Source organism: Rhodoferax sp. GW821-FHT02C08 (assembly GCF_059421805.1).
In genome coordinates, this window is record NZ_JBWKVR010000022.1 from 1 (window position 1) to 11,844 (window position 11,844).

11 protein-coding genes are annotated in these 11,844 nt (G+C 62.3%); 2 read left to right on the plus strand and 9 right to left on the minus strand.

Annotation, left to right across the window (positions count from 1 at the left end; translation table 11 throughout):
• Window positions 1-150: 150 nt before the first annotated feature.
• Window positions 151-633: a GreA/GreB family elongation factor gene (locus AC07VY_RS21305; protein ID WP_495099265.1), complete on the minus strand. Its 483-nt coding sequence runs from the start codon at window positions 631-633 to the stop codon at window positions 151-153.
• A gap of 203 nt (window positions 634-836) precedes the next feature.
• Here AC07VY_RS21305 and AC07VY_RS21310 point away from each other — a divergent pair, with 203 nt between their 5' ends.
• On the plus strand, window positions 837-1,460 hold the full coding sequence (locus AC07VY_RS21310; protein WP_495099264.1) for a tyrosine-type recombinase/integrase: 624 nt from the start codon (window positions 837-839) through the stop codon (window positions 1,458-1,460).
• A gap of 69 nt (window positions 1,461-1,529) precedes the next feature.
• Here AC07VY_RS21310 and AC07VY_RS21315 read toward each other — a convergent pair whose 3' ends face one another.
• The 5 genes from AC07VY_RS21315 to AC07VY_RS21335 form a co-directional block, all read right to left on the minus strand.
• A complete protein-coding gene (locus AC07VY_RS21315; protein WP_495099263.1) occupies window positions 1,530-1,877 on the minus strand; it encodes a GFA family protein in 348 nt (115 codons plus the stop codon).
• Between the two features lie 13 nt (window positions 1,878-1,890).
• Window positions 1,891-2,304 (minus strand): VOC family protein, encoded by a 414-nt coding sequence (locus tag AC07VY_RS21320; protein WP_495099262.1) that lies wholly within the window; start codon window positions 2,302-2,304, stop codon window positions 1,891-1,893.
• Between the two features lie 154 nt (window positions 2,305-2,458).
• A complete protein-coding gene (locus tag AC07VY_RS21325; protein WP_495099261.1) occupies window positions 2,459-4,582 on the minus strand; it encodes a putative bifunctional diguanylate cyclase/phosphodiesterase in 2,124 nt (707 codons plus the stop codon).
• Window positions 4,583-4,593: 11 nt separating this feature from the next.
• Window positions 4,594-6,153, minus strand: coding sequence for a methyl-accepting chemotaxis protein (locus tag AC07VY_RS21330; RefSeq protein WP_495099260.1), 1,560 nt, complete (start codon window positions 6,151-6,153; stop codon window positions 4,594-4,596).
• A gap of 281 nt (window positions 6,154-6,434) precedes the next feature.
• Window positions 6,435-7,490 (minus strand): quinone-dependent dihydroorotate dehydrogenase, encoded by a 1,056-nt coding sequence (locus AC07VY_RS21335; RefSeq protein ID WP_495099259.1) that lies wholly within the window; start codon window positions 7,488-7,490, stop codon window positions 6,435-6,437.
• Window positions 7,491-7,532: 42 nt separating this feature from the next.
• Between AC07VY_RS21335 and rpiA the strand changes: the two genes are divergently transcribed.
• Window positions 7,533-8,204, plus strand: a complete 672-nt coding sequence (gene rpiA, locus AC07VY_RS21340) for a ribose-5-phosphate isomerase RpiA (protein ID WP_495099258.1) — start codon at window positions 7,533-7,535, stop codon at window positions 8,202-8,204.
• Between the two features lie 3 nt (window positions 8,205-8,207).
• Here rpiA and AC07VY_RS21345 read toward each other — a convergent pair whose 3' ends face one another.
• Genes AC07VY_RS21345 through folD form a run of 3 tightly spaced genes read right to left on the minus strand, consistent with a single transcriptional unit; the run spans window position 8,208 to window position 11,803 of the window.
• The gene (locus tag AC07VY_RS21345) at window positions 8,208-8,837 is read right to left on the minus strand and encodes a DUF4124 domain-containing protein (RefSeq protein WP_495099257.1); all 630 of its coding nucleotides are present in this window, start codon (window positions 8,835-8,837) and stop codon (window positions 8,208-8,210) included.
• Window positions 8,838-8,860: 23 nt separating this feature from the next.
• Entirely contained in the window at window positions 8,861-10,918 is a 2,058-nt protein-coding gene (locus AC07VY_RS21350; protein WP_495099256.1) for a M3 family metallopeptidase, read from the minus strand.
• A 30-nt stretch (window positions 10,919-10,948) separates the two neighbouring features.
• Window positions 10,949-11,803 carry a bifunctional methylenetetrahydrofolate dehydrogenase/methenyltetrahydrofolate cyclohydrolase FolD gene (gene folD / locus AC07VY_RS21355; RefSeq protein ID WP_495099255.1) on the minus strand — a complete coding sequence of 285 codons (855 nt, stop codon included), beginning with the start codon at window positions 11,801-11,803 and terminating at the stop codon, window positions 10,949-10,951.
• Window positions 11,804-11,844 lie beyond the last annotated feature (41 nt).

Sequence of the window (11,844 nt, forward strand, 5' to 3'; positions counted from 1 at the left end):
GCTACCTCGCTGGAAACGGGTTACCTTATTTTATTTTTGAAGTGGCTAAGCGTGAAGCGTTTTCACACAGCCTCGGCCGTTAATAGCAGAAGTCTAGCCTCCAGGCACGTCCGCCGACCTCGGTCGATTCTGCGTGGGCTTGCTTGCGGCTTAATTAACCCGCGGCACCTCAAACTGCTGTCGGATTGGAGTAATCTGTATCCATACCTCATCCCCCTCGCATTTACCCGGCATGGTCCTGCCCAAAGGGGCTTCGCTGCTGATGACCTGAACGAACTGAGCGCCGCTGACCAACTTCATGCTGCCGCCATCCGGCCCGAGAAATAGCTCTAGCTGCTGGTCGTCGGAATCGACTAGGCAGACCAGCGCGCCTAGCTGTATACCTTTGATGGCGTCGTAGGGGCGCGGGCGGAATTGGCGCCAATTGGCCATCGCCTGGCGGATGCCTTCGGCGCGCCGAGCTTGGCCGGTGGCCAGGTAGGCGGCTTCGAGTCCCAAGGTGTCGTATTTGTTTTCGGCGATGTTTTCTTCGTGAGTTGCCGTTTCATGGGCCGTCCGCACTGCCTGCTCGGCTTGTCGCAGGTCTTCGGCTAGCCGCTCCAGCACCTGCTGCTGCAGCAAGAATTTATCCATGATGAAAGACTGGCATCTCGAACAAGCGGGGGGGCGGTGTTGATTATGAAGGGCTCCACCAGCCTTGGACGCTTCTGTTGGCCGCAGGGTATCTTCAGCTAGGAGGCGCTGACTGGTGGAGATGGTTCTGGTTATCGCACCATATTGTGGCGACGTCCGTCAACGCGAAGACGGCGCCGTCGCACCTTCAACAGGAGCACATCATGGACCATGATAAATCGACCAGTTCCGCGACCCCATGGAATAAGGGGAAAATCGTCGGGCAGAAGGCCCCCTTCAAGATCCGAGATATCTGGGCTATTCGGGTCCGGCTGCAGATGCAATCAAGGCAACGTGAACTGGTCATGTTTAATCTGGGGCTAGACAGCAAGCTTCGCGGTGGCGATCTTGTAAAACTTCGCGTTCGCGATGTTTGCCATGGCACTGCAATCGCCAGTAGGGCGACCATCATGCAACATAAAACACACCGTCCCGTACAGTTCGAACTGACTCTGGCTACCCGTGATGCGCTTGAAGCCTGGGTGCAGGAGGTGAATCTACGGGCTGATGACTATCTGTTTCCCAGCAGGCTTCACGCCTCGGCTCATATTGGGACGCGGCAGTACGCCCGCATTGTTCATCGTTGGGCCAATGAAATTGGCCTTGATACGACGGAGTTTGGAACGCATTCCATGCGACGAACCAAAGCAACGTTGATCTACCGCAGAACCCAAAACCTGCGTGCCGTCCAACTCCTGCTCGGGCATACCAAGTTGGAAAGTGCGGTTCGCTATCTCGGCATAGAGGTCGAGGACGCCTTGGAAATGTCAGAGCAGACTGAGCTTTGACGAGATCGCCGGCAGCTGTGCCCCGGCACGCCGCCGCCGAATATCCGCACCGCGCGCCAGTAAGCCGGCTCAGGCAGCGCGACCGTCGTAGTGCTGCACCGGTATGGCGGCCAGGTCCAGCCCCTCCAGGCAGCGGATGTTGACGGCGGCCACGCGATTGCCTTTGGGGTCTGTGCCTTCTCCAAACGGATGGATGCCGCAGCTGGCGCAGAAGTGGTGCTGGATCACATGCTTGTTGAACAGGTAGGTGCTCAGGTTTTCCTCGGGGGTCTGTAGCTGCAGCTGTTCGCGCGGCACGAACCACATCAGCGAACCCTTGCGCACGCAGATCGAGCAATTGCATTCCATGGCGCCTTTGATTTCGCCATCCACGGTGAAGCGGATATTGCCGCAGTGGCAGCTGCCGGTGTAGAGCATGCTGTGTCTCCCGCTAGGGCATCACAATGACCATCCAGGACACGCCGAATTTGTCGGCCACCATGCCAAAGCTGGAGGCGTAAAAGGTCTTGCCCAGGGGCATTTGCACCTGGCCGCCCTGGCTCAGCGCGTTGAACAGCTTTTCGGCATGCGCACCATCTTTGGCGTCCAGCGACAGCGAGAAGCCTTTGAAGCTTGCCGGCTCGGTGCTGTTGCCGTCCGAGGCCATCACCACTGCCTCGCCCACGCGCATGCTGGCATGCATGATTTTGTTCTCGAAGCCCGGTGGCAGCATGCCTTCTGGGCCGCCGCCGGGGGCTTCGGCATAGCGCATCAGCATGGTGACTTCGGCCCCCAGCGCCGCGGTGTAAAAAGCCAAAGCTTCTTCGCAGCGGCCGTTGAAGAAAAGATAAGGTTGCACTTGCATAAAGCCTCCTGTGGAATGTGGAAACCATCCATCCAGGGATGCTAGAGCCGATGTCGGACGGTGTCTACACCGGATGTAACCGGATGTGTCTGCCTTGCAATGCTATGTAAATAGGAGCTGCTTACGCAGGTGGAATCTGCGCTGGCGGCATATTTTATATAAATTTCTGCAGCGCGTCTGCGGGCTCGGGTCGGCCAAAGTGGTAGCCCTGGAAGGCATCGCAGCCCAGGCCGGCCAGGAAGTCGCGCTGGGCTGCGGTTTCCACGCCTTCGGCGATCACCGCCAGCCCCAGGCTGTGGCCTAGCGCCACGATGGTGCGGGCGATGACCGCGTCGCTGGGGTCGGTCAGGATGTCGCGCACAAAGCTCTGGTCGATCTTCAGCTGGTCCAGCGGCAGGCGCTTGAGGTGCGACAGCGACGAGTAGCCGGTGCCGAAGTCGTCCAGCGAGAAGCACACGCCCTGGGCCTTCAGCTGGTTCATCTTCAGGATCACGTCTTCCACATCGTTGACCAGCATGCTCTCGGTCAGCTCCAGTTTCAGCAGGTGCGGGTTGGCGCCGGTGTGCTGCAGTGCGGCCACCACGGTGGCCACAAAGTCGGCCTGGGCGAACTGGCTGGCGCTGACGTTGACGGCCATGGTCCAGCCCGCGGTAGCGGGGTGCTGGGCCCAGGCCTGCAACTGCGTGCAGGCGGTTTCCAGCACCCACTGGCCCAGGGGCAGAATCAGCCCACTTTCTTCGGCCAGCCCAATGAATTGCCCGGGAGGCACCGGGCCTCGCTGCGGGCTGTGCCAGCGTACCAGGGCCTCGGCACCGACCGGCACGCCTCGCCCATTCACCTGTACCTGGTAGTGCAATAGGAATTCGTTTTGTGCCAGGCCCTGGCGCAGGTCTTTTTCCAGCTCGGCATGGGCCAGTACGGCGGCTTGCATGGCGGGGTCGAAAAAGCAGGCCGTGTTGCGGCCGGCCGATTTGGCCTGGTACATGGCCACGTCGGCCTTCTTGAGTAATTCATCCTGGCTGGTGTGGTCTTGCGCAAACACCACGATGCCGATGCTGGGCGTGCTTTCGTGGATCTGTTCGCGCAAGGTGTAGGGCTGGCTCAGTGCGTACAGTATCTTGCTGGCAATGGCTTCGGTCTGGGTGGCGGCCTCATGGGCGTGGCTGCTCAAGGCCTCCAGCAGCACCACGAATTCGTCACCACCCAGGCGGGCCACGCAGTCGACTTCGCGCATGCAGTTGTTCAGCCGCAGCGCGACTTGCTGCAATAGCAGGTCGCCCACGTCGTGGCCGCGTGTGTCGTTGAGCTGCTTGAAATGGTCCAGGTCCAGGAACATCACTGCGCCGTGCTGGCGGCTACGGTTGGCACTGGCGATGGCTTGTTTGAGACGGTCCATCAGCATGCGCCGGTTGGGCAGGCCTGTCAGCGGGTCGTAGAAGGCCAGGCGGCGGATTTCCTCATCTTGCCGGTGGCGCTGGGTGGTGTCGCGCACCATGCCGATGAAGGTGGGCTGGCCTGCACGGTCCACCTGCGACACCGATAGGCTCATGGGAAATATCTGGCCGTTTTTGCGCAGGCCTTCGACCTCTCTTGGCGCACCGATGATGCGGGCTTCGCCAGTGTGCTGGAAATGCCGCAGATAGCCGTCGTGGTGTTGGCGGTGCGGTGCTGGCATCAGCATCGCTACATTGCGGCCCAGCACTTCGTCCACGCTGTAGCCAAAAATTTTGCTGGCGGCCTTGTTGAAGGACTCCATCAAGCCTTGCGCATTGATGGTGATGACGCCATCCACCATATTGTCCAAAATCGCCTGACTGTGCTGGGCAGTGGCCTGCAGCGCTTCCTGGCCGGCCAGCAGCTGCTGCTTGCGCCGTGTAGTGTTCTGGTGCGACACCACAAAGTGCCCAGGGTGGTCGCGCATGGCCGATATGCGGACCATGAACCAGCGCTTTTCCTGTGCGGTGTGGCAGGGGTATTCGCAGTCGAAGGCTTCTTCGTCGCCATCCAGCACGGCCTGGATTTTGGGTAGCACCGGGCCGGAAGGCGGCTTGTTGTGACCGACGTAGAGGTGGCACATGTCCAGGTAGTTGCTACCTAGCCAGGGATGGTCGGGCGGCAGGCCATGGTGGCCGAAATCGCGCCAGGCGCGGTTCACGTAATGGATCTGGCCGGTCTTGTCGATGATGGCGATTTGGCTGTACAGCGAGTCGAGTACCGAAGCAGGCAGGCTGCCGGCCAGGGGCATACAGCCCCAGTCAGCCTGGGGGGCAAGGTACATCAGCACATGTCTCAGGGCAGATGGAAGATTTGCACTGCACGCGCCAGGTTCATGCTGCTGTCGCTCAGGCCTTCGGCCGAGGCGGCCGACTGCTCCACCAGCGCAGCGTTTTGCTGGGTGACGCTGTCCAGCTGGGTCACCGCTTCGTTGACCTGCGAGATACCCAGGGACTGCTCTTGCGTGGCGTTGGTGATCTGGCGTATCAAGGCGCCGACTTCCTTCACCGAGGCCACCACTTCGTCGATGGTGCGACCAGCGTCGCTCATCTGGTTGCTGCCGGCGGCAACCTGTTCTGCCGACTGCGCGATCAGTGCGCGGATCTCGCGGGCTGCTGTGGCACTGCGCTGGGCCAGGGCCCGCACTTCGCTGGCGACGACGGCGAAGCCTCGGCCTTGTTCGCCGGCGCGGGCGGCCTCCACGGCGGCATTCAGGGCCAGGATGTTGGTTTGGAAGGCAATGCTTTCGATCACGCCAATGATTTCCTGCACCTTTTTTGACGAGGCGTTGATGTTCTCCATCGCCACGCCCACCTGGTGTACAGCCTGACCGCCACGGGTTGCGACGCTGCTGCTCTTTTCACCTTGCTGGGCGACTTGCCGGGCTGTGTCTGCGGTCTGCTGCACGGTGCTGGACAGCTGCTCCATGCTGGCGGCGGTTTCTTCAAGGCTGCTGGCTTGGGACTCGGTGCGGGACGACAGGTCCTGGCTGCTGGCGGCGATTTCGGCCGCCGTTTGGCTGAAGCCGTTGATCTCTGATTTCACGTCGCCAATCACGGCGCGCAGGTTGATCTGGATCTGCCGCAGGCTGCGGCTCAGGCTGCCCAGCGGGCCGCCGCGGTCCTGCGGGACGGTGGTGCCGAGATTGCAGCCTGAGATATCGCTGGCAAATTGCTCGGCATCGGCAATCACATCGGACACATGGCGCTTGAACCATAGCACCATCACGCTGGCGCCGGCGATTTGCAGGGCGACTTGCAGCAGCCGTCCGCCCATGCCTTCCATGCCCAGCAGTACCGGCGTCAGGCCCACGGCAACCATGCCTGCCAACACCAGCACGTAGCGCTGGGTGAAAGAGATACGCTCCAGTCGGCCCAACAGGCCGCGCCAGCCTAGCAGGCGCACGGAGCCGGCGTGCAGTTCAAAGCTCGGCTTGCCGGATTCGCGTTCGGCACGGATGCGTGCGTACAACTGCTCGGCGTCCTGGATCTTTTGTCGGCTAGGCTTGGTGCGCACCGACATGTAGCCGCGTGGCTTGCCGTTGTGCATGATGGGGGTGACATTGGCTTCGACCCAGTAGAAGGAGCCGTCCTTGCGCCGGTTCTTCACCATGCCGCTCCAGGCCCGTCCGCGGCCTATGGTTTGCCACATGTCCTTGTACGCCTCCGGGGGCATGTCAGGGTGGCGGATCATATTGTGTGGCTGGCCTATCAGTTCTTCGTAGAGATAGCCGCTGACCTGCTCAAAAGCGTCGTTGCAGTGAGTGATGAGGCCCTTGGTGTCAGTCGTTGACACAAGCATGCTTTTAGCTGGGAAGTCGTATTCCTGGGCCGTGACTGGTAGGTTAAGTCGCATGGTGGCTTGTTCCTAGATGTTGCACGTGGTTGGCATTAGACAATAGCTTGGCGCTCAGCAGATGCCCTCGCGGACAGGATTTTCCGGCTGTCTGATCTAAGTCAAACAGGCCGGGTTTGTTTGCCTCGTTTGCTCACAGAATGTAAGGTTTTAGGCATGTTTTCTAGGGATGCAGATTGCGTTAGCCGTGGCAAGAGCTTTCGTTATCGCGACGCTGGCGGGCTTATTGGCCTGCTATTTAATTGGGAGCTATCAGTGCAGATAATTCCTGCGCTAGAGCCTTATTTCTTCATGCTTTTAATTGCCTGTGCCGCCTGCTGCACCAGCGCCGGGCCTCGGTAGATCAGGCCGGTGTAGATCTGTACCACGTCGGCACCGGCGTCGATCTTGCTCACAGCGTCGGCTGCGCTCAGGATGCCGCCCACGCCCACAATCGGGAAGCCCTTGCCCAGGGCAGCGCGCAGCTGGCGAATCACGCGGTTGCTGGCCTGCAGCACCGGTGCGCCACTCAGGCCGCCGGTTTCTTCTGCATGCGCCATGCCTTTCACGGCATCGCGGCTGAGGGTGGTGTTGGTGGCGATCACGCCGTCCATGGCGTGGCGCTGCAGCGTGGCGGCGATCACGGCCACCTGGCCCTCGTCCAGGTCGGGGGCGATCTTCACGAAGATGGGCACGCGCTTGCCGTGCTGCTGCGCCAGTTGGGCACGCCGTTCGGCCACGGCGCCTAGCAAGCTGTCCAGCGCCTCGTCGCTCTGCAGGGCGCGCAGGTTCTTGGTGTTGGGGCTGGAGATGTTCACCGTCACGTAGTCGGCATGCGGGTAGACACCGTCCAGTGCCAGCAGGTAGTCGTCGGTGGCGCGTTCGATCGGTGTCGCTGCGTTCTTGCCGATGTTCAGGCCCAGCAGCATGGGCGTGCCCCCGGCCTTGCTGCGGAAGCGGGCGCGCTGCACATTGGCCACAAAGGCCTCCAGCCCGCCGTTGTTGAAGCCCAGGCGGTTGATCAGCGCATTCGCCTGGGGCAAGCGGAACATGCGCGGCTGCGGGTTGCCGGGCTGGGCCAGCGGCGTGACCGTGCCCACCTCCACAAAGCCGAAACCCATGGCGCCCAGGCCGTCGATGCAGCGGGCATTCTTGTCCAGGCCAGCCGCCAGGCCCACACGGTTAGGGAACTGCAGCCCGGCCAGCTGCACCGGGTCGCTGACCGTGGACTGGCGGTACAGGCATTCCAGCGGCGTGCCCTGGGTACGGGCAATGGCGTTCAGCGTGAGGTCGTGGGCGGCTTCGGGGTCCAGGCCAAACAGAAACGGGCGGGCCAGGGCGTAGGGGATGAGGGGCATTGGATAATTAGGGTTTTTCTACTTAACCACGGATTTTCCCAGATGACACAAGATGAACTGAAAACCCTGGTCGGCCAGGCCGCGTTGCGCTATGTGGTGCCAGGCGAAATTGTGGGCGTGGGCACCGGCTCCACCGTCAACAAGTTCATTGACGCGCTGGCCACCATCAAGGACCAGGTCAAAGGCGCGGTGTCCAGTTCAGAGGCCAGCACCGCCAAATTGAAAGCGCTGGGCATCCCCGTGTTCGACGCCAATGACGTGGGCGAGCTGGCGGTGTACATCGACGGTGCGGACGAGATCGACGGCCAGGGCTATATGGTCAAAGGGGGCGGTGCGGCGCTGACGCGCGAGAAGATCGTGGCCGCCCAGTCGCGCCAGTTCGTCTGCATCGCCGACGAGAGCAAGCTGGTGCAGACCCTGGGCCAGTTCCCGCTGCCGGTGGAAGTTATTCCCATGTCCTCGAACCGCCTGGTGCGCCAGTTTGCCGCCATGGGGGGGCTGGCCAAGCTGCGCCTGAAGGACGGCCAACCGCTGGTGACCGACAACGGCCAGTACATCCTGGACGTGACGGGCCTGCAGATCAGCGACCCGGTGGCTTTCGAAAACCAGGTCAGCCAGTGGCCCGGTGTGGTGACAGTGGGCGTATTTGCCTTGCAAAAAGCCCATGTGTGCCTGCTGGGCACGGCGCAGGGCGTGAAAACCCTGGAGTTTTAAGCTCTAAAACTGGATGCCGCGCGGGTTGCGGCTGGTGTCCACCGGCTCGGGCTGCGGTGCTGCCGGGGCCGGAGCTGCCGGCGCTGCTGCTGGAGGCGCCTTGCTGGCCACCAGGGGCTGGGCCGGCGCACGCTTGTAGCTGGCTGGCAGCACCGATGATTTGGGGTAGGCCGCAGCATCCAGGTACTGCGTCCATTCCACATCCGAGAAGCCTTTGAGCTGTTGGCCACCAATTGTGCCGAACGGCAGGCTGGTTTCACCGCTGATGCGTTTCAGTGCGTCGGCATCGGCATCGGTGTTCACGCTGCGCTCGGTAAATGGGATACCGCGTTGCACCAGCAGATTGCGCGCACTTTCGCAGGGGCTGCAGCCGGTACCGGTGTACAGCGTGACCGGATAACGCTTTACGATCTCTTGCAACTCAAACGGCAACGACGCGGCATTTACTGCGCTGCTGCCGTTTTTGTTGGTAGTGGTGACCTTGGCCGGGCTGCTGGGCGCCGGTGGTTGGTCAGAGAAAGTGACCTTGCCATCGGGGCCGACGATGCGGTAGACCGTCTGGGCATAGACGCTGCCAGCGGCCAGTGCCAATGCGGCGCAGGCCAGTGCGGTGTGGATGGGGGTAATGCGCATCGTAAAAATCCTCCAGGCCACTATTAAGCCATGCCTTGGTGGCGCAGCAGTGCATCCAGCGTGGGCGCGCGGCCACGGAAGGCCTTGAACGACTCCATGGCCGGGCGGCTGCCGCCGGCTTCCAGGATGGACTGGCGGTAGCGGCGGCCAGTTTCGATGTTGGCCGCGCCGTCCGCGCCGGCGGTTTCTTCGAACGCGGCGTAGGCGTCGGCGCTGAGCACCTCGGCCCATTTGTAGCTGTAGTAACCCGCCGCATAGCCGCCGGCGAAGATGTGGCTGAAGGTGTGCGCGGTACGGCTGAAGGCCGGGGCTTGCAGCACGGCGACCTCGTCGCGCACCTTGCGCAGCAGGGGCATGAAGTCCTGGGCCGGGTCGTGCTCGGTGTGCAGCAGCATGTCAAACAGCGAGAACTCGATCTGGCGCAGGGTTTGCAGGCCGCTTTGGAAGTTCTTGGCGGCGGTCATCTTGTCGAACAGCACGCGCGGCAGTGGCTCGCCCGTCTGCACGTGGGCCGTCATGTGCTTGAGCACATCCCACTCCCAGCAGAAGTTTTCCATGAACTGGCTGGGCAGCTCCACCGCGTCCCATTCCACGCCGCTGATGCCGGACACATCGCGCTCGTTGACCTGGGTCAGCATGTGGTGCAGGCCGTGGCCGAATTCGTGGAACAGGGTGGTCACGTCGTCGTGCGTCAGCAGTGGCGGCTGACCGTCCACGCCGTCGGCAAAGTTGCACACCAGATGCGCCACGGGGGTCTGCAGCGTGTGGGTGTCGGGGCGCAGCCAGCGGGCGCGCACGTCGTCCATCCAGGCACCGCCACGTTTGCCGGTGCGGGCCGATGGGTCCAGGTAGAACTGGCCCACCAATTGGCGGGGGGCATCTGCCGATGTACCACCCAGGCTGCGCTCGATGCGGTAGAACTCCACCGAGGGGTGCCACACGGGGGCGCTGTCGCGGCGGATAGAGACTTCGAACAGGGTTTCGATGATCTTGAACAGGCCGGCCAGCACCTTGGGCGCGGTGAAGTACTGCTTGACCTCTTGCTCGCTGAAGGCGTAGCGGGCTTCCTTGAGCTTTTCGCCCACATAGGGCCAGTCCCAGGGCTGGGGATCGGCCAGGCCCAGGTGTTCGGCGGCAAAGCTGCGCAGGTCGGCTACGTCCTTTTCGGCAAACGGGCGGGCGCGCACACCCAGGTCGCGCAGGAAGTGGATCACTTCGGCGGGCGATTCAGCCATCTTGGGCACGACCGAGACTTCGCCGAAATTCTGGTAGCCCAGCAGGCGGGCTTCTTCCTGGCGCAGCGCCAGGGTTTCGCGGATCAGGGCGGTGTTGTCGAACTGCACGGCCTCGCCTTCGGCCTGGTCGGACGCACGGGTTACGTAGGCGCGGTACAGGCGCTCGCGCAGCGGGCTGCTGGTGGCGAACTGCATCACCGGCAGGTAGCAGGGCATCTTCAGCGTGAGCTTGTAGCCTTCCTTGCCTTCGGCTTGGGCGGCGCTGCGGGCGGTGTGCTGCACATCGGCGGGCACGCCGTCCAGTTCGTCGGCCTGTGCGTAGTAGGCATAGGCGTCGGTCGCATCCAGTGCGTTTTCGCTGAACTTCTGGCTGATTTCAGCCTGGCGTTCCTGGATGCGGGCAAAGCGCTCCTTGGCTGCTCCTTCCAGTTCGGCTCCGCTGAGCACGAAGTTGCGCATGGCGTTGCGGTGGGCTTGCAGCTGTTCGACGTTCAGGCTGGCCGTGTCCACGGCCTTGTACTTGGCGTACAGGCGCTCATCCGCGCCCAGGCGGGTCCAGAACTCGGTGACGCGGGGCAGGGCTTCGTTGTAGGCGGCGCGCAGGGCCGGGGTGTCGGCTACGCTGTTCAAGTGGCTGACGGCGCCCCAGGCGCGGCCCAGTTGCTCGGTGCTCACATCCAGCGCTTTGGCGATCTCGGTCCACTGGGCCGGAAAATCAGGCTGCGTCACCGTGTCCAGTGCCGCATTCGCGTGGGCCAGCAACTGGTCCAGTGCGGGTGCCACGTGTTCGGGCTGGATCTGGTCAAACAGGGGCAGGTCAGAGAAGTCGAGCAGTGGATTGGTCATGGTTTGGATGTGGCGTTAAGCGCGATAGATTCAAGAGGCGGCGGAACGTTCCGCAGCTTCCAATGTATTGACCAGCAACATGGTGATGGTCATGGGGCCAACGCCTCCGGGCACCGGGGTGATATGGCTTGCGACCTGGCGCACATTTTCAAAGTCCACGTCGCCGCACAGTTTGCCGTTGTCGTCGCGGTTCATGCCGACGTCGAGCACCACGGCGCCGGGCTTGACCATATCGGCGGTCAGCACATTGCGCTTGCCCACAGCGGCGACGATGACGTCGGCTTGCAAGGTCATGGCTTTCAGGTCGGCTGTCGCGCTGTGGCAGATGGTGACGGTGGCGTTTTTTTGCAGCAGCATCAGGGCCATGGGTTTGCCGACGATATTGCTGCGGCCAATCACCACGGCGTGCTTGCCGCGCAGGTCGTAGTTAATGCTTTCCAGCATCTTCATGCAACCATAGGGCGTGCAGGGCCAGAAGCCGGGCGTGCCGGTCATCAGCGCACCGGCGCTGGCGACGTGGAAGCCGTCCACGTCTTTGGCTGGTGAGATGGCTTCAATGACTTTTTGTGCGTCGATGTGCGCTGGCAAGGGCAGCTGCACCAGGATGCCGTGGATGCTGGGGTCGTTGTTCAGCGCGTCCACACGGGCCAGCAGATCGGCTTCGGACATACCGGCTTCGTACTTTTCCAGTACCGAGTGCAGGCCGGCATCGGCACAGGCCTTGACCTTGTTACGCACATACACCTGGCTGGCCGGGTTGTCGCCCACCAGAACGACGGCCAGGCCGGGCGTGGTGCCGCGGGCTTTCAGGGCTTGGGCGCGCGCAGCGACATCCTGGCGCAGTTGTTGGGACAGGGCGTTGCCATCGATCAGTTCAGCGGTCATTATTCAAAAAATCAAGTAAAAACGCCCGCTGGCACAGGTCA

Bases quoted from the DNA above. Each gene is read 5' to 3' on its own strand.
- AC07VY_RS21305 (WP_495099265.1), bottom strand. From the start codon at position 633: ATGGATAAATTCTTGCTGCAGCAGCAGGTGCTGGAGCGGCTAGCCGAA.
- AC07VY_RS21310 (WP_495099264.1), top strand. From the start codon at position 837: ATGGACCATGATAAATCGACCAGTTCCGCGACCCCATGGAATAAGGGG.
- AC07VY_RS21315 (WP_495099263.1), bottom strand. From the start codon at position 1,877: ATGCTCTACACCGGCAGCTGCCACTGCGGCAATATCCGCTTCACCGTG.
- AC07VY_RS21320 (WP_495099262.1), bottom strand. From the start codon at position 2,304: ATGCAAGTGCAACCTTATCTTTTCTTCAACGGCCGCTGCGAAGAAGCT.
- AC07VY_RS21325 (WP_495099261.1), bottom strand. From the start codon at position 4,582: ATGTACCTTGCCCCCCAGGCTGACTGGGGCTGTATGCCCCTGGCCGGC.
- AC07VY_RS21330 (WP_495099260.1), bottom strand. From the start codon at position 6,153: ATGCGACTTAACCTACCAGTCACGGCCCAGGAATACGACTTCCCAGCT.
- AC07VY_RS21335 (WP_495099259.1), bottom strand. From the start codon at position 7,490: ATGCCCCTCATCCCCTACGCCCTGGCCCGCCCGTTTCTGTTTGGCCTG.
- rpiA (WP_495099258.1), top strand. From the start codon at position 7,533: ATGACACAAGATGAACTGAAAACCCTGGTCGGCCAGGCCGCGTTGCGC.
- AC07VY_RS21345 (WP_495099257.1), bottom strand. From the start codon at position 8,837: ATGCGCATTACCCCCATCCACACCGCACTGGCCTGCGCCGCATTGGCA.
- AC07VY_RS21350 (WP_495099256.1), bottom strand. From the start codon at position 10,918: ATGACCAATCCACTGCTCGACTTCTCTGACCTGCCCCTGTTTGACCAG.
- folD (WP_495099255.1), bottom strand. From the start codon at position 11,803: ATGACCGCTGAACTGATCGATGGCAACGCCCTGTCCCAACAACTGCGC.